This window comes from Methanothermobacter wolfeii (assembly GCF_025397995.1).
Lineage (GTDB): Archaea > Methanobacteriota > Methanobacteria > Methanobacteriales > Methanothermobacteraceae > Methanothermobacter > Methanothermobacter wolfei.
The window spans coordinates 1,405,151-1,427,231 of record NZ_CP104550.1; the positions used below are offsets into that span (position 1 = coordinate 1,405,151).

22 protein-coding genes are annotated in these 22,081 nt (G+C 49.9%); 5 read left to right on the forward strand and 17 right to left on the reverse strand.

Annotated features, from left to right (window positions below; genetic code table 11):
• Positions 1 to 3: 3 nt before the first annotated feature.
• Together serS and N5910_RS07645 are read left to right on the forward strand one after the other, a co-directional pair.
• Complete coding sequence (serS, locus tag N5910_RS07640) at positions 4 to 1,572, forward strand: serine--tRNA ligase (RefSeq protein WP_261599510.1); 1,569 nt, start codon at positions 4 to 6, stop codon at positions 1,570 to 1,572.
• Positions 1,573 to 1,611: 39 nt separating this feature from the next.
• Positions 1,612 to 1,965: a hypothetical protein gene (locus N5910_RS07645; protein ID WP_261599511.1), complete on the forward strand. Its 354-nt coding sequence runs from the start codon at positions 1,612 to 1,614 to the stop codon at positions 1,963 to 1,965.
• Here the strand turns inward: N5910_RS07645 and N5910_RS07650 are convergent.
• The 4 genes from N5910_RS07650 to N5910_RS07665 all read right to left on the reverse strand — a co-directional run bounded on the left by N5910_RS07650 (position 1,901) and on the right by N5910_RS07665 (position 5,091).
• Positions 1,901 to 2,275 carry an ATP-binding protein gene (locus N5910_RS07650; protein WP_261599512.1) on the reverse strand — a complete coding sequence of 125 codons (375 nt, stop codon included), beginning with the start codon at positions 2,273 to 2,275 and terminating at the stop codon, positions 1,901 to 1,903. The two genes, N5910_RS07645 and N5910_RS07650, sit on opposite strands and share 65 nt — an antisense overlap.
• Positions 2,221 to 3,084, reverse strand: coding sequence for a PAS domain-containing sensor histidine kinase (locus N5910_RS07655; protein WP_084531272.1), 864 nt, complete (start codon positions 3,082 to 3,084; stop codon positions 2,221 to 2,223). The genes N5910_RS07650 and N5910_RS07655 overlap by 55 nt, the downstream gene beginning before the upstream one ends.
• A gap of 181 nt (positions 3,085 to 3,265) precedes the next feature.
• Entirely contained in the window at positions 3,266 to 4,000 is a 735-nt protein-coding gene (locus N5910_RS07660) for a peptidylprolyl isomerase (protein WP_074359397.1), read from the reverse strand.
• A complete protein-coding gene (locus tag N5910_RS07665) occupies positions 3,991 to 5,091 on the reverse strand; it encodes a nucleotidyltransferase family protein (protein ID WP_261599513.1) in 1,101 nt (366 codons plus the stop codon). The genes N5910_RS07660 and N5910_RS07665 overlap by 10 nt, the downstream gene beginning before the upstream one ends.
• 122 nt (positions 5,092 to 5,213) lie before the next feature.
• Here N5910_RS07665 and pyrC point away from each other — a divergent pair, with 122 nt between their 5' ends.
• Positions 5,214 to 6,488, forward strand: coding sequence for a dihydroorotase (gene pyrC, locus N5910_RS07670; RefSeq protein ID WP_261599514.1), 1,275 nt, complete (start codon positions 5,214 to 5,216; stop codon positions 6,486 to 6,488).
• Positions 6,489 to 6,571: 83 nt separating this feature from the next.
• Complete coding sequence (locus N5910_RS07675) at positions 6,572 to 6,751, forward strand: CooT family nickel-binding protein (protein ID WP_261599515.1); 180 nt, start codon at positions 6,572 to 6,574, stop codon at positions 6,749 to 6,751.
• 135 nt (positions 6,752 to 6,886) lie between these two features.
• Here N5910_RS07675 and mcrA read toward each other — a convergent pair whose 3' ends face one another.
• From mcrA to N5910_RS07740, 13 genes are all read right to left on the reverse strand, one after another.
• A complete protein-coding gene (gene mcrA / locus N5910_RS07680) occupies positions 6,887 to 8,551 on the reverse strand; it encodes a coenzyme-B sulfoethylthiotransferase subunit alpha (RefSeq protein ID WP_261599516.1) in 1,665 nt (554 codons plus the stop codon).
• Complete coding sequence (gene mcrG, locus N5910_RS07685) at positions 8,551 to 9,348, reverse strand: coenzyme-B sulfoethylthiotransferase subunit gamma (RefSeq protein WP_074359402.1); 798 nt, start codon at positions 9,346 to 9,348, stop codon at positions 8,551 to 8,553. The genes mcrA and mcrG overlap by 1 nt, the downstream gene beginning before the upstream one ends.
• A 41-nt stretch (positions 9,349 to 9,389) precedes the next feature.
• On the reverse strand, positions 9,390 to 9,851 hold the full coding sequence (gene mcrD, locus N5910_RS07690; protein ID WP_261599517.1) for a methyl-coenzyme M reductase operon protein D: 462 nt from the start codon (positions 9,849 to 9,851) through the stop codon (positions 9,390 to 9,392).
• A 19-nt stretch (positions 9,852 to 9,870) separates the two neighbouring features.
• Positions 9,871 to 11,202, reverse strand: coding sequence for a coenzyme-B sulfoethylthiotransferase subunit beta (mcrB, locus tag N5910_RS07695; RefSeq protein ID WP_074359404.1), 1,332 nt, complete (start codon positions 11,200 to 11,202; stop codon positions 9,871 to 9,873).
• Between the two features lie 401 nt (positions 11,203 to 11,603).
• Positions 11,604 to 12,842 carry a polyferredoxin protein MvhB gene (gene mvhB, locus N5910_RS07700; protein WP_261599518.1) on the reverse strand — a complete coding sequence of 413 codons (1,239 nt, stop codon included), beginning with the start codon at positions 12,840 to 12,842 and terminating at the stop codon, positions 11,604 to 11,606.
• Between the two features lie 20 nt (positions 12,843 to 12,862).
• The gene (gene mvhA, locus N5910_RS07705) at positions 12,863 to 14,281 is read right to left on the reverse strand and encodes a F420-non-reducing hydrogenase subunit MvhA (protein ID WP_261599519.1); all 1,419 of its coding nucleotides are present in this window, start codon (positions 14,279 to 14,281) and stop codon (positions 12,863 to 12,865) included.
• A complete protein-coding gene (gene mvhG / locus N5910_RS07710) occupies positions 14,282 to 15,208 on the reverse strand; it encodes a F420-non-reducing hydrogenase subunit MvhG (protein WP_074359406.1) in 927 nt (308 codons plus the stop codon).
• A gap of 12 nt (positions 15,209 to 15,220) precedes the next feature.
• Positions 15,221 to 15,646, reverse strand: coding sequence for a hydrogenase iron-sulfur subunit (locus N5910_RS07715; RefSeq protein ID WP_074359407.1), 426 nt, complete (start codon positions 15,644 to 15,646; stop codon positions 15,221 to 15,223).
• 172 nt (positions 15,647 to 15,818) lie between these two features.
• Positions 15,819 to 17,336 carry a 5,10-methenyltetrahydromethanopterin hydrogenase cofactor biosynthesis protein HmdC gene (hmdC, locus tag N5910_RS07720; protein WP_261599520.1) on the reverse strand — a complete coding sequence of 506 codons (1,518 nt, stop codon included), beginning with the start codon at positions 17,334 to 17,336 and terminating at the stop codon, positions 15,819 to 15,821.
• Between the two features lie 113 nt (positions 17,337 to 17,449).
• Positions 17,450 to 17,875 carry a hydrogenase iron-sulfur subunit gene (locus tag N5910_RS07725; protein WP_074359409.1) on the reverse strand — a complete coding sequence of 142 codons (426 nt, stop codon included), beginning with the start codon at positions 17,873 to 17,875 and terminating at the stop codon, positions 17,450 to 17,452.
• Positions 17,876 to 17,884: 9 nt separating this feature from the next.
• A complete protein-coding gene (locus N5910_RS07730) occupies positions 17,885 to 19,027 on the reverse strand; it encodes a Coenzyme F420 hydrogenase/dehydrogenase, beta subunit C-terminal domain (RefSeq protein WP_074359410.1) in 1,143 nt (380 codons plus the stop codon).
• Between the two features lie 5 nt (positions 19,028 to 19,032).
• Positions 19,033 to 20,076, reverse strand: coding sequence for a molybdopterin-dependent oxidoreductase (locus tag N5910_RS07735; RefSeq protein ID WP_074359411.1), 1,044 nt, complete (start codon positions 20,074 to 20,076; stop codon positions 19,033 to 19,035).
• A gap of 4 nt (positions 20,077 to 20,080) precedes the next feature.
• On the reverse strand, positions 20,081 to 20,440 hold the full coding sequence (locus N5910_RS07740; RefSeq protein WP_074359412.1) for a hypothetical protein: 360 nt from the start codon (positions 20,438 to 20,440) through the stop codon (positions 20,081 to 20,083).
• A 597-nt stretch (positions 20,441 to 21,037) separates the two neighbouring features.
• Between N5910_RS07740 and hmd the strand changes: the two genes are divergently transcribed.
• A complete protein-coding gene (hmd, locus tag N5910_RS07745) occupies positions 21,038 to 22,072 on the forward strand; it encodes a 5,10-methenyltetrahydromethanopterin hydrogenase (RefSeq protein ID WP_074359413.1) in 1,035 nt (344 codons plus the stop codon).
• Positions 22,073 to 22,081 lie beyond the last annotated feature (9 nt).

Genomic DNA, 22,081 nt, shown 5'->3' on the forward strand with positions numbered 1-22,081 from the left:
CGTATGAAATTCAGACTTAAAGGCATGATAAAGCTAAGCAGAGAGGTTCCTGAAGCAGAGGAAGACCTTGAAAGGTTCTTTAAAGAGGCTGAAGAGGACATACTGAGAAGGGGGGTTCCAGGGGGCCAAGAGGAAGAGGCGAGCCATGTGAAATCATGGAAACTTGAAGGGGACCGGATAATCATCGAGATGGAATCAGGGCGGCGTGTCCGTGCACATGAAGGTCTCCTGAGGCTTAAAAAACCCCTTGGGCAGCTCCTTGGACCCGGATACAGGGCGGGGGTCCGGGGTATGAGTGTGGAGGATTACACCCTTGAGATGGATGCGCCAGGGGTCTCTGAAATACCGGGACTCGGGGAGCTCCCCTTCGTGGAGGAGGCCGTGGTGGCTGATGGTAAGATCAGGGTTAAGTTCAGCCCCCTCGGGGAGTCCGAGCTGCGAAGGCACGTGGTTGACAGGGTCGTGAAGCACGCCCTAAACCTTGTTGAATCATCCGCAGGTGAGGCTGAAGGGACTGAAACCAAGGACCTGACGGTTAAGGTGACAAAGGCAACACCCGGTGAGGTGGTTGCAAGGAGCAGGGAGATGGAGTTCCTCTTCCATGGTGAACCAACAGAGGAGGCCGTCCGCCTTGGATGGGTTAAGAAGTTTCCCGGGCGGGGCCAGTGGTTCTACGGCCCCCAGATAACCGCCCTCCACAGGGTCCTTGAGGACATCCTCATCGAAGGGATTGTGAAGCCCCTGGGATTCGTTGAGTGCCTCTTCCCCAAGCTCATACCCCTTGACGTGATGAACAGGATGAGGTACCTTGAGGGCCTCCCTGAGGGGATGTACTACTGCTGCGCACCCCGCAGGGACCCCGAGACCTTTGAAAGGTTCAAGAATGAGCTTGTGATAAACCGTGAGGTTCCGATGGAGCTCCTGAAGAAGGGTATAAAGGACCCCGGCTATGTTATTGCCCCTGCCCAGTGCGAGCCCTTCTACCAGTTCCTCTCACATGAGGTTGTGAGTGCAGAGGACCTCCCCATAAAGTTCTTTGACAGGAGCGGCTGGACCTACCGCTGGGAGGCGGGGGGTGCCAAGGGACTTGACAGGGTCCATGAGTTCCAGAGGATCGAGCTGGTGTGGCTGGGCACACCTGGGCAGACCGAGGAGATCCGTGACAGGACCGTGGAGTTGTCCCATGAACTGGCAGATGAACTTGAACTTGAATGGTACACCGAGGTCGGTGATGACCCCTTCTACCTTGAGGGCAGACGCGTGGAGGAGAGGGGTATAGAGTTCCCTGATGTCCCCAAGTATGAGATGAGGCTCTCCCTGCCGGGAAGGGATAAGGGTGTTGCGGTTGTATCCGCCAATGTCCATGGAACTCACTTCATAGAGGGCTTTTCAATCAGGGAGGCCCGTAACAGGAAAATATGGACCGGGTGTACCGGTATAGGGCTTTCAAGGTGGATATATGGTTTCCTCGCCCAGAAGGGCTTTGACACTGAAAGGTGGCCTGAGGCCGTAAGGAAGAGGATGGAGAGGGTTGAGGTGCCCAGGATCCTCACATGGCCCCGGGTGGAGTGATAGGCAGAGATCATGATTGAACCGTCCAGGTGATTAACCTTGAACTGTGACAAGCACCCGGAACGTGAAGGCATTGCATCATGCATAATATGTGGAAGGATAATGTGTGAGGAGTGCAGGCTGAGGCTTGGTGGTAAGAACTACTGTCAGAGCTGTGCCGACAGGATATTCCGGGAGAGGAGCGTGGAGGGTCCGGTGGATGAAAGGATGGGGGCCCTTAAGAAGCTCCTCATAACCTTCATCCTGATCATCGCCTTTCTCGTCTGCCTGTTCTATATCCTGTACCTGGTCTACCTTGCACCCTACTATGGAAGCCTTCAGAATGTAATCAGCATACTAATGGAGGACCCCCAGAGGATAATAAGGTTCCTCTCATGGAGGATCGGCTTCTGACACCGGTTACCTGCTGCATATAGGGTTCCAGGAACCTAAAGCCTCTCAGCATACCTGAGTTCGGTGAACTCAACCCTGAAGGCTGTTCCATCACCGGATTCATAGCTGACCCTCCGTTCAGCTGGGCTGCAAGGTTCCTTACAAGTTCCATTCCAAGGCCCCCTGATTCCTCAATACTGAAGTCATCAGGGAGCCCGGGGCCGTTGTCAGTGACAGAGCGTATGAAGCCATCATCCTTCTCTTCAAGGGAGACGGTTATCTCTCCTCCTTCAGGGAGGTGCCTGATGCTGTTGGATACAAGTTCATCCATATGATTCCAAGGGGAATCGCGGTCTCAATGTTAAGTGCAAGTTCAGGGACATCAACCATGATCCCTGCATCTGAACGGTAAAGGTCCTTGAGGTATGATGTAAGCCTGAGGGTGTAGTCCCTGAAATCCACGACATCAACATCCCCCCTTGAGAGCAGTATCTCATGTATGATTGCAATGGACTTTATCCTCCTCTGAAGGCTCCTCATAGCTTCAGCTGCTTCTTTATCACTCAGCCTGTATGACTGGAGGTTTATAAGGCTTAATATCAGCTGGAGGCTGTTTTTAACCCTGTGGTGGAGTTCGGCGAGCAGTGCCCTGTTCCTCTCAAGGGACTCCCTGGCAGCCTCCTCAGACCTTTTTATATCTGTTACGTCCTCAAATATCCCTAGGAATCCCCCTCTGATCTTCTGAAATCTTACACGGATCCACCTACTATCCCTCCTTATAAGGGATTCCCTTCCAGGTTCCGGGAGGAGCCCTCCATCCAGTTCACCGGGGACTTTACTTATAACAGGTCCATTGAAGATCTCCTCCATGAGGGGGTTGGATTCAACTATCACCCAGTTTTCATCAAAAAGGGCAAGGCCTACAGAGAGTTCCATGAAGAGGGTTCTGAACTTCTCTTCACTGGCCCTCAGGGAGTCCTCCCTCTCCATGAGAGAGACCAGATACGTCCTGAGGAGTGCGTAGAGAAGGAGTGAGGTTAAGATTATGAACATGGATCCCTTGAGAACCGAGAGTTCAAAAATAAGTGAGACGTTACCGTTCAAGTATGCTTTGTAGTCAGATACAAGGATCCATACCATGCTGAAAATAGCATAGAAAGCAGCTATTATGAAGGCCGCTATCCCTGGGCCCAGCCGCCGGGGGTCTGGAAATCTTCTATAGGGGGTTTCCCCCTCTCTTCATGTGTTAGTGTATGTAATGGAAAATATAATAAATTTCCCTCCCTGCGGAAACTTCACAGGAGGGGTGGTGTGGGGAGGATCACTCCTCTGCTTCCTCCTCAGTGACTTCCTCATCCTTTTTCTCAAAGACATCTGCAAATTCAACCCTTTTAATGCCCTCCATGTTCTGCCAGATGTCCCTTGATATCCTGAACCTTGCAAGGGTCACGTCCATGTATGGCCTGTTATCGAACTTGGTCATCTCATCCATGTAGATGGTCACCGTACCATCCTCTATCCTGACCTCTGTCTTGTCGATGTCCATGTTCTGTGAAGGGTAGTGGAGCTGGATCATGCTCTTAACCTTCTCGGTATCATCGGTGATGATCTCGGCCACCCTAACATCATATTCAAGGGTTTTGCCTGCAAGTTCATGGTTGAAGTCAACCCTGACACGGCCGCCTGAAACATTGAGGACCCTTCCCTCATGGCCCTCGATTGTGAGCACCATTCCAGGGTATGGTTTTATTCCCTGCTTCTTGAACTCCCTCATGGGTATGAGCTGGACGAGTTTAGGGTCCCTCTTACCGAAGGCGTTCTCTGGTTCGATTTCAATGTGCTTTTCCTCGCCTTCCTCCATACCCGTTACTGCCTCATCAAGGCCCTTTATGAGGTGGCCGCCGCCTACAACGATTGGTATTGGGCCGAATGTTTTCTTTATCTGAAGACCTGCATCCTTTGCAACCTCTTCGCTGGTTGTGTCAAAGACCTCGCCGGTCTCCTTGATCTTTCCTGTAAATTCAAGTTTTATAAAGTCTCCTTTATTCACTGCCATATCTCTAGCCTCCTGTGTGGTATTCTATCTTTAAATTCTTTAAGGACCTGTTTATCCTTAAATCCAAGAATTCGAATTACGGATGGATAATTTTCTATATATTTATGGATCAGCCCCTTATGAACCTTTGCCTCAAGGACCGATAGTATGCGCTGTCTGTGGTGCCGGCTGAATGATCCGGGTATTGCTGCCTCCACCTCTTTGATGCTGCTGTAGGGCCTTCTCCTTAGAATGGCTAATGCGGTTACCTCATCAAAGAGGTTGAGGTCCATGAGTTCATCCCGGGGGAGTGTTTCTGCGTTCCTGATTATCCTGTCCTCAAGGCGTATTTCATGCATAGGCGCCCTTCCCTCCCTTATCTCACCTTCAAGGACGCTGAGTGTCTCTGGGGGTAGCATGTGGGATACCGATTCAAGCTCGTCCCTCGCTGCAGCCCTCCTTATCCGTGTCCCGCTGACCCCCCCGATTCTCTCAATGAATATGAACCTGCCGGTGAAGTCAAAGCCAACCTTACCAAGGGCCCGTGCAAGTGAAACTATAACATAGTTGTCCTCCTCAAGGGGTCCCTCAAGGACCGTTTCGCCCTCATCAAGGTCCACGATCCTGTATGGTCTTGGGACGACCCTGTGGCCGTGGCTTATTCTCCTGAGGACCTCTTTAAAGCCAGGGACCTGCCTATAACCCCTGGGTATCCTGTCGGCATCAAGGGCCCTGAACATCCCTGCAAGGCAGAGGGAGTACTGCCCTGACCCCATAACACCCATGGGGGGTCCCTCAACAGCTATATCTGCACCGGCGCGTATGGCTATCTCTGCCCTCGCCTCCCGGCTCATTATGTAGGGTACTCCCCTCCCACTGCGCTCGAGGGGTCCTGGTATGATGGCGACGAAGAGGGCTCCGGGGAACCGTTTCCTTGCCTCCATCATGCAGTGCCTGTGGCCTTTATGGAAGGGGGAGTACTCTGTGAAGTCAGCCATTATCATGGGTTCAGGGGAGTGGTCCCCGTACTCGGGCCTCAGATGCGCATCACGCCTGATTATTTCAAGGTCCCTCTCAATGATGCTCTCAAGGAATGAAGGTTCAGGGGGCATGTTAATTAATAGGGGTTAGCACCAGATAAATATGTAGAGCATCACCACGGTGAATGCTGTGGTGGGGGATCAGCATTCTGTGAGTGTAACAGTGGATGTGAGATTCAGAGCGGGTGTGATGAATGTTTGACCTTTTACTCGAGAACTGCAGGATCGAAAGGGACCTCATTGTGAATATTGGTGTTGATGATGGAAGGATAGCCAGGATATCCCATGAAAAGCTCAGGGCCTCGGAGAGGATTGACCTTAAGGGCTATTTCGTCCTCCCAGGACTTATAGATGCCCATGTGCACTTCAGGGACCCCGGGCTTGAGTACAAGGAGGACTTCAGGACAGGATCCATGGCAGCCGCCCATGGCGGTTTTTCAACGGTCATTGACATGCCAAACACCATACCCCCCACAGATAATGCCAGGGAATTCAGGAGAAAGATAAGGATAGGTGAAGGTAAGAGCATCGTCGACTTTGGACTGCATGCAGGTTACTCCGATCCATCAGAAATCGAGGAGGTGCTTGAATTAAAACCCGCATCCTTCAAGGTCTTCATGGATCTTGCAGAGATACCCATGGTTGACGCCCTCTTCAGGAGGCTCAGGGAGCTGTCATCAGGGGTGCCTGTGACGGTCCACTGTGAGAACAGGGAGGTTATAGGGCGCTCCATGGAGAAGCTCAAGGGGCGGGATGACCCCTTCGCCTATTCACTTGCAAGGCCCCCCCTTGCAGAGGAGGTCTCCGTTGCCGAGGTCCTGGCGCTTGCACTGCACCATGGACACCCGGTCCATGTGTGCCACCTAAGCACTCGGAAGGCCCTTGAACTCATCGAACCCTTCAGGGATTATGTTACATGCGAGGTCACACCCCACCACCTCCTCCTGGACTCAGGGTCCCTTGAAGGGTTCGGTACACTTGCAAAGACAAACCCGCCCCTGAGGGCGAGGGGTGAGGGACTTTCACCTGAAGATCTTGGGAGGATCAACATCATCGGAACCGACCATGCCCCACACACCCTCAAGGAGAAGGAGCGTGGTGTGTGGGATGCTCCGCCAGGGATACCTAACCTTGAGGTTGTGCTCAGACTCCTCCTCACCCTGGTATCCATGGGGAGGGTGAATCTCGAGACCGTCAGGAGGATGCTTGCCGAGGAACCTGCAAGGATCTTTGGTTTGAGGTCCAAGGGCCATATAAGGGAGGGTATGGATGCCGACTTTACCGTTGTTGATCTGAAGGCCGCCGGAACCATAAGGGCTGATGAATTCTACAGTAAAGCCCACTACACACCCTTTGAGGGCTTCAAATATACCGGTGAGGCTGTGATGACCATTGTAAGGGGGCAGGTTGTTATGGAGGATGGTGAGGTCCTTGAGGGTGATGGCAGGTACGTGGCCAGCGAACATTGAAAAGAACATGATTAATAATGAAAAAATTTATATTCCATAAAAACATATCCCTGAATCCAGTGAAAACCGGACGGTGAAAAAGTATGTGTGAATCAAACCTGTACTCTGAGGATGGTGAACTCCTCATGGAGGACGTTATACTCATCGAGGTCCTTGATGATGGCATAAAGGCAACTGACATCCTTAACACATCAAGGGAATTCAGGGGATCACTCACAAGGCTCGACCTTGACAAGCACAGGATATACATCAGGCTGCAGTAAAAACAGCTCAACCCTGAAAAACACAGGATGTACATTCCATTACCTATTCCAGACGAATATTATTTTTCATGTGCAGAAAAAAAACGGTGCTCCTACCGGGATAGCCATTTCTAAAAAAATAAGGTTTTGCTGGAATTATTTTCCAGCAGGTATGATGAGGTCCCTTTCTCCTTCTGGGATGAACTCCCTGAGGGCTCCCTTTGCAATTGACTTCCTTGGTGATGTGAAGTCGAAGGAGAGGTCCTTATCTGCAAAGGCCACCTTTATGAGTGGGTTGGTACAGAAGGCGTCTCCCCTTGCAGCGTGTGGAGCCTGGGCTATACCGGCGTACTCTGGCTGGTGACCCACGTTCATGGCGTAGTTTGGATAGTTAGGTCCACGCAGTTCGTGGATAAGTCCCTCGTCGCTTCTGATTGAGAGGGAGTTGGATGCACCGCACTGGTCTTGCAGGTCGTAACCGTAGAATCCGAGCCTGCTGTGGGCTTCCTTGTGGAGTATCTGGCTGAGGTACCATCCGTTGACACCTGCATTGGAGTTTCCTGTTGCAAAGGCTGTTGAACACCCTGCTGCTGCAGCTGCAACGGCTGCCCTCTGGGATCCTCCGAAGTGGTCCTCAAGGAGGGTTGGGTACTCCTCGTACTGTTCAAGGCTGTAAAGTGTGACCTCTGTGGATATGTCACGCACAACATCCATTGTTGGTTCTGATCCGCAGATTCCAAACTTGTCCTCAACGTACTCCATACCGTAGTAGAGGAAGTCGTCAAGGATGTCGTCGGTGTAGGCTGCTGTTGCGTACTGTGTGAAACCAACACCACCTGACATGTATGATCCAAGCCATACCTGGTCGTAGAGTGCTGCTGCACCGGCTATGACTTCAAGTGAGACGTTTGCAGGGTCGTCTGAAACCCTTGAAGCCTGGACGATGTCAGCGAAGGTACCGAAGGCAACACCACCAGGTTCGTTCGGTCCCCTTGCCCTTCTTGCAGGCATTATTGTACCCATCTCAATAACGTCAGCGTGTTTTGCGGCGAATGAGAAGTCTGCGATTGCTGCTTCCCCTGCGCATAGCTTGTATGCTGAGATGAAACTCATACCGATCTGCATTGCAGACCATCGGGATACTGTACCACCGTCACATGCCCTCACGACGATTGTGGGAACCCTGTTAACCTGGTATGTCCTGTTACCTATGTAGCTCTTGAGCTGTTCTGCCTGTTCTTCAGGGAACTCCTTGTTTATGTCTATGAGTATCCTCTTGTCGAGTTCATCTGCAAGGTTGTCGTCACCTGTGAATACCTTGGCGTAACAGTCCTCGACGATTCCAGGGTGGACCTCCACCATGTGCTCCTGGACAACAGCACCACCAGGGAGGGCGTGGTTGATTACCTCCATGTACTCGTTGATTGTTTCGGGTGTCACCTCCACACCGAGCCTCTTCTCAAGGACCGCGTGGGCTGTGTCCATACCAACGATGACGGTCCTCTTTATGTCGTCCACCATCTGCTGGATGGCGGCGTTGTTGACGAAGTGGAGGTCGTCACCTTCAACGTAGGCGTCTGTGCCTGAGACCCTGTAAGCCATGAGCTTCCTCTGACCCAGAGGCACGCCTATGTCAGGGTTGTAGAAGGGTATTCCGCCCCTCTTTTCAGCAGCCTTTTTGGCGTATTCTGTGAACTCCCTCTTACGTTCAGACTGTTCCCATCCTCCGAAGCAGTAGAAGTTTGTGGATTTCTCTTCAGGGTCTTCTCCCTCAAACTTCTTCTTAAGAGCCTTAAGGAATAGTTTCTTTTCGTTATCCATTAATCATCACCTAGCCTTTTTCTTAGGTCTTCCTTGAATACATCCATACCGAATCCGCCCATGGTACGGCCTGTGTGTATGTTCTCAACAACTTCAATTGCCTCTTTATCATCCCTCATAGCAATGTTGTCCTTCCTGTAGATTGTTGTGATCTTCCTGAGCTCCTCCTCATCCAGGGGCTGGCCCATATCCACAGGTTCATCAAGGGGCCTTCCGACCTGTTCCTTGACGTAGACGACGTGGCCTGTTTCCTCATCAAAGACGTACCTCTGGAGGGCGTCGAACATGAGACCGTTTTCATCGAGTCTGAGGGAGTGTCCGTGGACTGTGGCACCCCTTATACCTGTTGTTGCAGGGTCGAAGAGTTCTGTTTCAACCAGTTCCTTTGAGACCCCTTCAAGGTCAAGTTCCCTCATCTCAATAACCTGCCTTCCTGAGAGTGTACCTGTGTCAACACCACGGTACCTCCACATGTAGGTCCTTGCCCTGTCGTATGGCTGGGCAGGTGCATTGTACATGGAGTCCGCGAACTGGATGTACCTTACCCTTACACCTTCCTTCGCGCCCTGTATTGGTTCCACAAGGTCCCTTACAATGTCCTCTTCAAAGTCCATTTCATCGAGTGGTGGGTGCACGGACTTGTAACTTTCACCGGGGTTCCTGTGTCCCAGGACCTTGACCAGGTCCTCATCTGATATTTCCCTTAATTTACGTAATTCGTAATCAGGGTTCATGTGTTTTCTTCTGTTTTCAGCTATCCTGGTTTCCCCAGGAGTGTACTGGGCTTTGTAAGACATATCATAACCTCACAATCATTTTATATTGACAACCGTGTCCTTCAACTTGAACTTGGATCAACCATTCCTATTACTCTTGGATCTATTTTATCCTCAAAGTTCAATCCGTATTTGAGGTAATCGGATATGGTGATGTCCTTCTTTGTGAAGGCGCCTACGAATACCCTGTAGGAGCATGGGAGCACGTCTTCCAGGATCTCTTCAATTGTTTCCATCCTCTCCGCCAGGGCTTCCGGGAGTATGCCCACGATGATCTCACCGACCTTCACCCTGAGCTCTACTTCTTCTCCCCTGACTGTTATTGTTTTCCTGTCGCTGTGCCTGACCTCTGTTCCCCTTGCAGGTCCATAGTAGACCCTGTCTGGTATGGATGGTCCGTGGACAAGGACCCTTACTATCCCGTCGAGTTCGTATATCCTGTTCAGCAGCTTCTCAACTGTCTCTGGTTTGAGAAGCCTCTGGGGGAAGATCTTTATATCGACGAATCCTGTTTCTTCTGACATGCTCACTCCCCATGGTAACCTATAACTGGTCCTTTATCTCTGCAGCGCCCTTTGCAACGTTGACTATAGGTTCCCTGAAGTAGTCTATTTCACTGTAAACGGATCCTATGAGTCCTGATGTTTTTTCCACGGAGAACATCTGGGTACCTGCATCGAGGCACATTGCTGCAGCCACGCATGGGAGTGCGAAGCCCTTACTGTGCCTTGTAACCACGTGGTTTCCGTGGAAGATACCTGGACCTCCACCACCGTAGATGGAGTGGCTGAAGAATGAGAAACCTACCGCTGTACCCATGGCCCTTCCGAAGTCCACACCTGGGAGTCCTGTTTCATATTCAAGTATGTCGTTGTAGTAGAGTACTGTTGATGCAACGCCCTGGGCTGCCCTTGCAGCACCCACGTTGACTATTGTTGCTGCAAGAAGTCCTGTTGCTGCGTATGCGTTCCATAGTGCCCAGTCAGCTGGTTCGTACATCTTGTAGCCTGATGTCATTTCCTTGGCCACTTTAATGACCCTGTCCTCTATAGCCCTTTCCACGAGGGATGCTATGACTGTACCGACAGTTCCTTTACCGTTCTCTTTAACGAGGTCGAAGAGGAGGTTGTTGGCGTTGAGTCCCTGGTATGCGAGGCCGAGGAGGTGCATCCTTTCAAATGCTCCCACAGCGTCACCTGTCTCGAACATTGCTGTCTGTTCGAGTATGGATGATAGTGCTGATGCGTTGAGGGTGTTTTTCCTTGTTATTGCAACGACGTGGTTTGCCATTATGTTCCTTAGACCGTATCCAAGACCCTCGAGGAGTACTGGTGGTCCGAGGAGTGTTGAGAGGTTTGCGCCTGTGAAGTCAACTGTCTGGGGGTATCTGCCCATGACGGCTGTTTTGACTGCGTTTGCATCGAACATGTCAACGTCGAATTCGTCTATTATTGCCTGTACAACAGCTGCGCCTGTCACCAGTGCTGAGACTGTGTAGTCTGCGGCGACACCCATCCTTGTGGTTGGAACCTGGACAAGTATCTGCTGGCCGTTGTTTATGAGGCGGATGTTTGTGTCGTCGTCCTCTGATGTCTGGACGAGTTTTTTAATCTTTTCGGCTATTGCTTCTGCGTTTTCGACTATGGGCAGGTCGACTTCCCTTCCTGGGATGAAGTTGGATTTTCCACCCAGGGCTGCCTTCCTGAGGCTTCCTTCTATTCCAGCAAGGTTCACTGCAACTGACCTTTTCACATCGCTTACAAGGTTTGCAATTGTCGGGTTTTTAAGGGGGCTCACGGCTTCAAGAGGAACGTCTTCCTCCAGGAGCTTACCGTCTGCCCCGTAGAGATCTACTCTGTCTTCATACATTGGCATGGTATTCACACCTCTTGTTTTATTTATTTATTAATAAAATTTATTATTTTATTAATAAAACTGATGGTATCATGGAACATGGTTTCAGTGCCTGAAAGAAACCTTCATGTTATACCGAAGTTCATCCTCCAACCTCCAGAGCACAGCCCATATTAGAACAGACCATACCAGATTTGCAGTTATTAACCAGTATTAACGGGCATATAACCGCTTATGCTTCAGTTTTCTGACATCTATGACTCTATTGAATAAGAAAAAAGGATAATATAAATGTTTTCAAAAGGAAAAAAAGAAAAATTTTAAATATTAAAAATCGTTTTTCATAAAAATAATCATCCATGTAATAACAGCATTCCTGCAGAAGGGGTCTCATGGATGAAAACAGAAAAAAAGAGGAGGGGTTATTTCAGTGAAAGTGCATTTTTTGGACAGGCAGGTATGCACTGATCACAGAGTATGCAGAATCCCTTGAGGGGTACCTTCTCCTCTGTGAGTTTCAGCATGTCGTAGGGGCATGCCTCTATACAGTCACCGCACTCGTCACAGAGCGCAGGGTTGTACTGCACCCTCTTCCTTTTAACAACCTCTCCATCAACCACCTTGTCCATGTCCACAAGGCTCAGTGCACCCTTAGGACATGCCATGGTACATGCACCGCAGCGGGTACACATTGCAAAGGATGGCTCCTCATCCACCTTCACATTATCAGGCAGCTTCATGCCCTCCTTTGTCACGACCCTTATGGCATCGTTTGGACAGATGTTTGCACATGCACCGATGAAGTCACACTTCTCTTCATCCCAGACAAGGCCCTCTTCACTGGCCGGTTTGGCGGGTCCGAGTTCCACTTCAAGGTCGATGGCATCCACCGGACAGAGCTGTTCACAGAGACCGCATGCTGTACAGATGGCTGGGAGTTCAACCGTGAGGTTTGATGCTTTTGCTGTTATGAAGTCCCCGGGGCATGCCTCAACACAGGTGTTACACCCGATACATGCCTCTTCATCAAGTTCAAATTTCTTGATCTCCTTGGACCTCTTCTCTGGTTTCCTGCCTGATATGAAGACAGCGTTCCACGGGCAGGTCTGTGCACATACACCGCACTTTATACAGGTGTCCTCATCTATCTCAATGACGCCGCCGACCTCCTCAAGGGTTATGGCGTCAACAGGACACTCGGGTACGCACATTCCACACCCGACACAGTCCGCAATGAATACCGGGCCCTCAATGTCCAGTTCAATCTTTGCAGGTTCCTTTATGCCCTCAACGCCTATGACTCCAACCGGGCATATGTCAACACACTTCTGGCACATGACGCAGAAGCCCTGGAGCGGTATCTTTTTAACCTTGCCCTCTTCAAGTTTCAGGGTCTGGGGAGGGCAGACCTCCACGCAGTCCCCGCACTCGTTACACTTATCAGGGTTGAAGACTATCCTGCCCTGTGTATTCCCTGCTTCATCAACCACAAGGTCCTCGAGTTTGAGGGCCCCTGTTGGACAGGTTGCAACACATTTGGGTTCCCCGCCACAGATGTCACAGTAGATGACATCTTCAGGTGTTACCTCAATGGCTGCAGTTGGGCAGGTACCCTGACAGGCCCCGCACCTTATGCAGTCCTCTTTATTGACAACTATCATTTTACCACCTTCTGGTGAAATCAGATCCTTTTAACAAGGTCGCCTTCACTGTCGTAAACTTCCAAGGTGGCAAGTCTCATCTGACTGTCAATGGTGTGTGTTGCACAGGAGAGACATGGGTCGTATGCCCTTATAACCATCTCCATGAGGTTGAATATCTTATCATCCACTTCAACACCTGGCTTGATGTAGTCCTGGGCAACCTTCTGGATACCCATCTCCATGGCAGGGTTGTTCTGGATTGATGCAACCACGATGTTTGCCCTGGTGATGAGTCCATTTTCATCACAGGTGTAGTGGTGTGTGAGTGTTCCCCTTGGTGCCTCAACTATACCCACACCATCTCCTGCCTGTCTCTCAAGGGAGTCAGGGAATTTTTCACCTGAAAGGTCGCCTTCAAGGGCGTCTGCGGCGCATTCAGCACATGCAAGGATCTCTATGAGCCTTGCCCAGTGGTAGAGGAGTGTCTGCTGTGCGTATCCGAAGTTTTCCCTGAATTCCTTGAAGTACTCCTGTGCCTTTGGAGCGGCATCAGGCATCTTGTCTGCAACGTTGAGCCTTGAGAGTGGTGATACACGGTATACACCATCAGGGTAGCCAAGGTCCTTGATGTACGGGAATTTGAGCCATGAGTACGGTTTAACATGCTCTGCGATTGTGTCGGCATAGTCTGCTGGCTTGAACTCCCTGAACATGTTTCCTTCCTTGTCCTTGATCCTCACGACACCGTCGTAGACGTCCCATACACCGTCCTTAACAAGGCCTGTGTGGTATGTTTCAATGTTCCCGAGGGAGTTCACAAGGTCAATGTTCTCCTCGAATATTGGCACTGCAAGTTCAAGGGTGGCCTCTGCAAGTTCAACGTTCCTCTGGGCCTTCTTGAGAAGGTCCTTCTGTGTTTCATCATCGAGTTCTGTTGAAATACCTCCTGGTGTGGAGGATGTTGGGTGTATCGGTCGGCCACCTATTGCCCTGACGAGTTCAAGGGCGTTTTTACGTAGCTCTATGGCCTGAAGTGCAACGTCAGGTGCGTCCTTTATGATCTGGAAAACGTTCCTGGTTTTCCTGTCCTTGCCTGCTATGAAGTCAGGGGCTGCGAGGAAGTAGAAGTGCAGTCCGTGGGAGTGCATGTATGAGCCCCAGTTCATTATCTCCCTCATCTTGTAGGCGGCAGGCAGGATATCATCCGGTTCGAATCCGAAGCATGCGTCAACTGCCTTGGCAGCTGCAAGGTGATGCTGAACGTCACAGATACCGCAGATCCTTGGAACTATCCTTGGTGCTTCCTCAATTGGTCTTCCCTGGAGGAACTTTTCGAATCCACGGAATTCCATGATGTGGAGTCTGGTGTCTTCAACATTACCTGCATCATCAAGGTGTACGGTAATCTTGGCATGGCCCTCGATACGGGTTACAGGTTCCATTGTGAGTTTAACCATCTATTTACCCTCCTTCTTTATTTTCATTGGTACGAGTGCGGCTGGAAGTGTGAAGGTGTAGAATGTTCCAACAATATCATCCAGCTGTTCAGCCACTTCCTCAGGGTCGACGGTTTTGTCCTCTTCGACCTTGTAGTCAGAGGCTATAGCACTTATCATCTTGGCGCCCTGGTCCTCGACACGTGCTGTTGGACCGTAGCAGCCACGGCATGGTATGGCTATGCTGGGGCACTCTGCTCCGCATATGGATACTGTTGCTGGACCCATGCAGATGAGGCCCTGGGGTATGAGGCACAGGTCATCTTCTGGTTTACCGACCTCGAACTGCCTCTTTATGAAGTCCATTGCAAGGCCTTCCGGTGGTTTTTCCCTTGGGCAGACTTCACAGAGGTTTGTCTGTGGCAGTTCAACTTCTTCGCCCTTTAGCAGGGCCAGTACAACTTCTGCAACCACATCTGACCTTGGTGGGCATCCTGGCACCTCAAAGTCAACGTCTATTACTTCACCGAGGGGTTTGACCCTTCCTTCAAGGTGCGGTACCTCTTCGGATGGTATCACGCCTTCCTCGTTTGGTGTGGTTATGGAGTTTATGTATGCCTCTTCGATGACCTCATCCTTATCCCAGAGGTTCCTGAGGCCAGGTATTCCTCCATAAACTGCACATGTACCGTAACTTATGACAAATTTTGCCTTTTCTCTCAGTTCTTCGGCGAATTCCCTGTTTTCATCGTTTACGATTCCACCCTCTATGATCACAACGTCAAGTTCAGGGATTTCATCATATTTTGTGTCCATTAAAACAGGGCTGAATTCAAAGTCAGCAAGTTCCATCACATCAATAAGTGCTTCGTGGAAGTCTGCGATGGATAGGTGGCATCCGGCGCATCCTCCAAGCCACATTGTTCCTATTTTTACTTTTTCGGCCATTTAACATCCTCCTTATGCTTCAGCTAACTGTTTTTTGAGTGGGGATGGACCAAGGGCCCTTATTCTGTCAACCATCATCTTAACGGTTTCAGCGAACTTTTCACCCTCTGATGCGGATATCCAGTCGTGGTGGATCCTTTCCCTGCCGATTCCAAGTTCATCTGCCAGTTTGTAGATGAGTCTCATTCTCCTGTCCAGTTTGTAGTTCCCTGCATCGTAGTGGCAGTCACCATGGTGGCATCCTGTTACCAGAACACCGTCGGCGCCTTCCCTGAATGCCTTGAGAACGAACTGTGGCTCTATCCTTCCTGAGCACATCACACGGATAACCCTAATGTTTGTAGGGTACTGCATCCTCGCTGTTCCGGCGGTGTCGGCCCCACCGTAGGAACACCAGTTACAACAGAACATCACAATTTTTATGTCATCTTCAGCCATAGAGTTTCCTCCTTGCTTTTTGGGTTGTACTATAACTGTACTTGGTATATGGTTTAGGAGGGGTGAGTATAAAGGTTACTTATGAAACAATTTAGAAAGTTTTATATATGTGGTTAAAATTTTTATTATTTTTAATACCCCTCCTTTTATCCATCGGCCTTCACTGGAGTGATCATAGGAGGGTTATGGCGTCGGTGAATTTTTCGGAAATTCCTGCAGATATCTGTGGAATGGTTGTTGATATCACCGAAGAGTCTGCCAGTTCATAGGCCCTCCTATCATCGGATCCTCCACCGTGAACCCCTGATTTGAGTTCAGAGCTGAGGTTATCCACGGTTACAGACTCGACCCACGGGTCCCTGTCCACGAGGATGAATTCATCCACCAGGCCGTCCAGTTTCTTTGCAATGACCCATGAAACAAATCTTGCACCGAATACTGCGACCGTTCCAGATATTTCACCGGCTTCAGCCATTTCAACAAGGCCATTCACATCCCTTTTTACCCGGACCCTCTCATAGATGGGTGTTGATGGGAGGCAGGCCCAGTGGGCGTCGCCCACATAGGTGTAACCTATCCTTTCAGGGTAAACGTTCTCTGTGCCGCTGGCCTTAACCGCCGCTGCAAGGGCCTCGAGCTGGGGCTTCTGTACAGGTACCGGTGTGAGGCCAGCCGGGACCTCATCCCTCATTATCTTCATGACCCTTGGAAGCCCGAATCTACCCCTCCTGGCTGTCCCTGGACTGTAACCGCACATGTATCCATGATGATTCCTGGGGAACCCTGTGATTATTGCATTGAGACCCGCCCTGAGTCCTATGCGGCATTCATCCTCATAGGCACCGTTGGTTGCAACTATCTTTCCAGGTGTCAGTATCCTTGCAGCCGCAACCGCCCCTGCAAAGGCGTCCAGACGGTTACCTGCAAGGTTGAAGGGGCCTCCCTCTATAACAAATACATCCACCCCCATCTCAAGTCCTGCCTCAAAGCCTGAGATCAGGTCATCATACCCGTCGCCAACGAACATTATGGCCTCAACACCCTTACCGTGCTTTCTTGCGATTTCAAGGACCTCCTCTGCCTCGCTAAGTGGTGCTGCATGTGTATCGGCACCCTGGACCGGTGTAAGGTTAACCGCCACCGAGGATGCGAGTTCAACCCATTCTTCTCTGTCCGGGAGGCCCTCCTTCTCCCTGTCAATGAGCCTCGAGTGTATGCGTTCCCTCGGGCAGCCCTCAAAGGGCGGTCCCTCGAGGTAGCACTGGCCCCCGCAGCCTGTTATTGAAGGAGGGAACCTCATGGGACCGTATCGTCCAAAGTGGTCAAGGTCGAGGGGGACCTCGGTTATCTCACGGACATCCCTCATGAGTTCTACCGGCCGCATACCGTAGTTCTCGGCGATGTCTGCAAATGCATATGCACACACGTGTATGGTTGCTCCGATGGCATCTGCTACCATGCAGTTTCCAAGGAGGTCCATCCTCTCAAGGTCGGATGCGCATGTCCCTACAATGAGCTCCGTGAGGTCACATCCCAGTGGAAATCTCTTGAAGGTTGCTCCGAGTTTGATTTTATCCTCTCTTGATAGGTCAGAAACAGCATCCACCACCTCTGTGACGTTCCTGTCCATCTTAATGATTTCCCATGCAGCTTCCGGGTCATTTATGGCTTCCCTGATGATGTCATGCATAACTTTCACCTTAACTTCACTGTGATTCACTATTAGGGGAGTGCCTGATTTAAGCTTTGACAAAAATTTTAAGTTAATAAAAATGGGGTGAAAAAGGTGGGAGTGGTATTAACTCACTTTCCGGCCCGGTATTTCTCCTTCCTCCTGAGTGGCCCTAGGGCCTTCACCTGGTCATGGAATTCCTGCATTGTCTTCTGGAATTTTTCACCCTCTGATGCTGATATCCAGTCCCATCTGAACCTTTCCTTTTCAATTCCAAATTCTGGGAGTATGTCCTCAATGAACTGGGCTCTTCTCTTCCACTTGTAGTTTCCTGAATCGTAGTGACAGTCACCTATATGGCATCCCCCAACGAATACACCGTCCGCGCCTTCCCTGAATGCCTTGAGTATCATTGAGGCGTTTACACGACCAGAGCACATCACCCGTATTATCCGGACGTTGGGGGGGTACTGCATCCTCGCTGTTCCGGCGGTGTCGGCCCCGCCGTAGGAACACCAGTTACAGCAGAATCCAACCATTTTTGGTTCGAAGCTCATTTTATCACCTCAGTCCTTTTCCCCGCTGAACATTGGTGGCAGTTGCTGGCTGATACCTGCTGTGAACCCGGTTCTATCGCGGTACTTCCTCTGGATCCTATGGTAGATCCTTGCAACTGGGATGTCCATGGGGCAGACGTCCTCGCACTGGCCGCAGTTAATGCAGCTGAATCCCATGTGGGACATTCTGACCCCCTGGAATGTGAGGGGGTCCGGTGTGCGGTCCTCTGCCTCCATGAGGTAGTCCCTTTCAAGTTCACATTCATTGCAGAAGCAGACCGGGCATGCGTCCCTGCATGCGAAGCAGTTTATGCAGCGCCTCCAGTATTCATCCCATTCCTCAATGGATGGGTACTCCTCTTCAAGGTATTTGTCCTGGAATTCTCCCGCCATCCTTATCATGGCCTTCTCGATTTTATCCCTGATATCTATCATCTTCTTGGGGAGAGTTTTTGTCTCAATGTAGCCCCCGCTTCTTGCTCCCTCAAGGAGTTTTTCACCCCTCTCCGTGTTCACCTCTATGAAGGTCCATCCTTCCTCGGCTCCCCAGTTACCGCAGGCGATGTCGGCGTTCCTCGGGACCATCATCTCGCATCTCTGGCAGTTTTCACGTCTGCCGAAACCCTCCTCCTCAAGGTAGTCTATTGATATCTCCCTGCGGGTTCCATCTGCAAGTTCAACTATGAATTTCCCCTTATCGATCTCCTCCTTCACAACCTCGTCGGGGTCCACCTCATAGAACAGCTCTATCATCTCCCGAGCTGAAACCGGCCTGATGGTTCCTCCACAGTTGAGTCCTATCTTGTATACCCTTTCAGGGTCTATCTGGTGCCTCTTCTCAAGTTCCCTTATGGCCATGGCATCGCATGGTTTGACAGCCACTCCAAGCCTCATTTCCCTGAGATGTTTTGAGATCAGGTCACCGAACATTGTGGGCGCACAGTGCAGTGAGCCGCAGGTTGATACTATGTCCTCAGAGCTCTCAATGAGTGCCGGGATACCGTCGTAGATGTCATCTCCCCTTTCAAGGGTCAGAACACCGTCTACTATGTCCTTATCCAGCATGTACTTGAATATGCCTGTGACGGCACCGCCACATTCTCCCCTCTTCCTGATTTCCTCATCGGTTGATCTTGCAAGCAGGTATTTCATTCCAGTCACCTCTCCAGGTAATCTGAAATTCTTTCAAATATTTCTCCATCTGTAAGGACTCCCGCTGGTCTGGGGAGTGCTGGTTCAAGTCTCTGGGTGTATCCAAGGGCATTTGTGTATGAGCCTGATTTTTCACACCAGGCGGCTGTGGGGATGAAGACATCGGGACTGTATTCTCCCCTCCTTATGGACTGTAGAACAAGAAAGTCTGATCTGATTTCATGGTCAGCCTCTGCTCCCGGATCGATTAACCATACAATTTCGGCTTCTGCGGGCGGTTCACTCAATGGTTTGAGGTGTTTCATGACCCCCCTTGTGTTGAAGTCCTCAAGGATGGGGATGACATCAAGTCCCTTCCGGTCTGCAAGTTCAACGACGCTTCCTATGACCCCTGGTATCTCGGGTGTTATGATGAGGAGTGATCCTTCAGGGAGTTCCTCAAGGGCGCCGACAAGTTCCTCCGCTCCACTGAAGCGGATGTGTGAATTGAAGTTGAGGCTCATCCTGGTTGAGTCCCGTGTGTCATAGGATCTTACCTCTGCACCCCTCTCGGCTGCATGGAATATCCTCCTTCCAATTAGGGGCGCGCAGGTCAGTGGATCGCCGATGACAGCTATACTTTTATAATCTTTAATTTTCTCGATTTTGACTTCAGGGTAGCTGAATTCAGGGAAACCCGTTAATACACCTGCATTTATTCCAAGTTTTTCTGTGAGTTCACCGAGCTTTGCTGCCTCTTCATCTGTAAGGGTCCCTGTTGCAAGAACAGATATCTGTTCAGGGGATGTGGAACTCAGCTTATCTGCAAGCAGTGACAGTGCATCTTCCCAGCCGGCACCCGTGAGTGCTCCTGATTTTTTTATGGCGGGGGATGTTATCCTCTCCTTTACGGGTATCTCATGGCATTCCCTGCCGGGTCTGCAGGTCTTCCCCTCATTAACAGGGTGCCTCTTGTAGGGGTAGGTACCCACCGGGGATCCTTCAATTTCTATAAGGTTCACCCCGCAGCCGGCACTGCAGGATGGGCATACTGTATGTTTCACCATCATCTCTCTAAACCTCCAGGTTTTTCAGCTGATTTTTGAATTCATCGATGCTGACAAGTTCATTCTGGACTTCCACGGGCCTTTCACGGGTTATGTTGAAAATTCCAACCATCATCTCAAGGCCGGAGTCCAGTATGAGATTTGAAAGGTTGCATGGAAGCTCATCAGAGTCCTCCAGCAGGACCCTGCCTTCAACCTTGAAGTCCAGGGACAGGTCATTTTTTGAGGTCACGTAGAACACGTAGCCGACCGAATCCTTCCTGAAGTAGGTGTAATCTATTTTCCAGTCAAGGTCAAGGCTCAGGGTGCATGATTTTGGATTTTTCTCAGGGCGAAAAAGTCCAATCTTCTGAATCTGTATTTCCATGGTTTCACCACAACCTCTGGTTCTATCACGGTTATCATAATTATCTGCTAATAAGTATTACTTATATAAATGTTTCTAAAATCAAAAAGGGTTTGGAAGAGATTACAAGACAAAATGATACATTAGATGCGATATTAGAAATATCAGGACTTTTAAATGCTTCATAATCCTTGATAGGTTCCTTGAATGTCCTGAAATGCAGATGGTTAATATCAGAAGAAAAAAGAGAATTTAGTAATAAACTTTTATTTTTTAATATTAATGATCGGGTGGGGTCCGATGGCTGTACTATGATATTTATGCCCCTCCCAGCATGAGGGATGGTCTTCAGATGTTTTAAGATGAAATCTGGAGGCATGTAACCAGTAAAATTAATATTAATATTTTAATAATTTTTAATATATTATTATAACATAGTGGTTCTCAACAGGTTTACCGTGATTCCCGTTTTGATGATTTTCAAGGATCTGAAAGGAACCATAGAATCTATTTATGAGCTTTTTGGTTTAAGAAAGATCAAAAAGTATATTTATATCGCTAACAGATTAATTTGTACTACTAATAAAATAGGTAGTATTACTGAATGGAGTGATAAATATGAAACTTGCAATACTAGGTGCAGGATGTTACAGGACCCACGCGGCCAGTGGAATAACAAACTTCTCCAGGGCCTGCGAAGTCGCTGAAATGGTTGGAAAACCAGAAATAGCCATGACCCATTCCACAATAACAATGGGTGCAGAGCTCAAGGAACTTGCAGGTGTGGATGAAGTCGTTGTCGCCGACCCTGTCTTTGACAACCAGTTCACAGTGATAGACGACTTCGCCTACGAGGACGTTATAGAGGCCCACAAGGAGGACCCTGAAAAGATAATGCCCCAGATAAGGGAAAAGGTCAACGAAGTTGCAAAGGAACTTCCAAAACCACCTGAAGGCGCAATCCACTTCACACACCCTGAAGACCTTGGATTCGAAATAACAACCGATGACAGGGAAGCTGTTGCAGATGCTGACTTCATAATGACCTGGTTCCCTAAGGGTGACATGCAGCCAGGCATAATCAACAAATTCATAGACGACATAAAACCAGGTGCAATAGTCACCCACGCATGTACAATCCCAACCACCAAGTTCTACAAGATATTTGAAGAAAAACACGGTGACCTCGTAACCAGACCTGAAACACTCAACGTAACATCCTACCACCCTGGTGCTGTACCTGAAATGAAGGGGCAGGTTTACATTGCAGAGGGCTACGCCTCAGAGGAAGCCATAAACACCCTCTTCGAACTCGGACAGAAGGCAAGGGGCAACGCATACAAACTGCCAGCCGAACTCCTGGGACCTGTCTGTGACATGTGCTCTGCACTCACAGCCATAACATACGCCGGTATACTCACCTACAGGGACTCAGTTACACAGGTCCTCGGTGCACCTGCAGGTTTCGCACAGATGATGGCCAAGGAGTCACTCGAACAGTTAACAGCCCTCATGGATAAGGTTGGAATAGACAAAATGGAAGAAAGCCTTGACCCCGGTGCACTTCTGGGTACCGCCGACTCCATGAACTTCGGAGCATCAGCAGAAATACTGCCAACAGTATTTGAAGTCCTCGAGAAGAGGAAAAAATAACCGGGCTCA

Bases quoted from the DNA above. Each gene is read 5' to 3' on its own strand.
- serS (WP_261599510.1), top strand. From the start codon at position 4: ATGAAATTCAGACTTAAAGGCATGATAAAGCTAAGCAGAGAGGTTCCT.
- N5910_RS07650 (WP_261599512.1), bottom strand. From the start codon at position 2,275: ATGGATGAACTTGTATCCAACAGCATCAGGCACCTCCCTGAAGGAGGA.
- N5910_RS07655 (WP_084531272.1), bottom strand. From the start codon at position 3,084: ATGGTATGGATCCTTGTATCTGACTACAAAGCATACTTGAACGGTAAC.
- N5910_RS07660 (WP_074359397.1), bottom strand. From the start codon at position 4,000: ATGGCAGTGAATAAAGGAGACTTTATAAAACTTGAATTTACAGGAAAG.
- N5910_RS07665 (WP_261599513.1), bottom strand. From the start codon at position 5,091: ATGCCCCCTGAACCTTCATTCCTTGAGAGCATCATTGAGAGGGACCTT.
- pyrC (WP_261599514.1), top strand. From the start codon at position 5,214: ATGTTTGACCTTTTACTCGAGAACTGCAGGATCGAAAGGGACCTCATT.
- N5910_RS07675 (WP_261599515.1), top strand. From the start codon at position 6,572: ATGTGTGAATCAAACCTGTACTCTGAGGATGGTGAACTCCTCATGGAG.
- mcrA (WP_261599516.1), bottom strand. From the start codon at position 8,551: ATGGATAACGAAAAGAAACTATTCCTTAAGGCTCTTAAGAAGAAGTTT.
- mcrG (WP_074359402.1), bottom strand. From the start codon at position 9,348: ATGTCTTACAAAGCCCAGTACACTCCTGGGGAAACCAGGATAGCTGAA.
- mcrD (WP_261599517.1), bottom strand. From the start codon at position 9,851: ATGTCAGAAGAAACAGGATTCGTCGATATAAAGATCTTCCCCCAGAGG.
- mcrB (WP_074359404.1), bottom strand. From the start codon at position 11,202: ATGCCAATGTATGAAGACAGAGTAGATCTCTACGGGGCAGACGGTAAG.
- mvhB (WP_261599518.1), bottom strand. From the start codon at position 12,842: ATGATAGTTGTCAATAAAGAGGACTGCATAAGGTGCGGGGCCTGTCAG.
- mvhA (WP_261599519.1), bottom strand. From the start codon at position 14,281: ATGGTTAAACTCACAATGGAACCTGTAACCCGTATCGAGGGCCATGCC.
- mvhG (WP_074359406.1), bottom strand. From the start codon at position 15,208: ATGGCCGAAAAAGTAAAAATAGGAACAATGTGGCTTGGAGGATGCGCC.
- N5910_RS07715 (WP_074359407.1), bottom strand. From the start codon at position 15,646: ATGGCTGAAGATGACATAAAAATTGTGATGTTCTGTTGTAACTGGTGT.
- hmdC (WP_261599520.1), bottom strand. From the start codon at position 17,336: ATGCATGACATCATCAGGGAAGCCATAAATGACCCGGAAGCTGCATGG.
- N5910_RS07725 (WP_074359409.1), bottom strand. From the start codon at position 17,875: ATGAGCTTCGAACCAAAAATGGTTGGATTCTGCTGTAACTGGTGTTCC.
- N5910_RS07730 (WP_074359410.1), bottom strand. From the start codon at position 19,027: ATGAAATACCTGCTTGCAAGATCAACCGATGAGGAAATCAGGAAGAGG.
- N5910_RS07735 (WP_074359411.1), bottom strand. From the start codon at position 20,076: ATGATGGTGAAACATACAGTATGCCCATCCTGCAGTGCCGGCTGCGGG.
- N5910_RS07740 (WP_074359412.1), bottom strand. From the start codon at position 20,440: ATGGAAATACAGATTCAGAAGATTGGACTTTTTCGCCCTGAGAAAAAT.
- hmd (WP_074359413.1), top strand. From the start codon at position 21,038: ATGAAACTTGCAATACTAGGTGCAGGATGTTACAGGACCCACGCGGCC.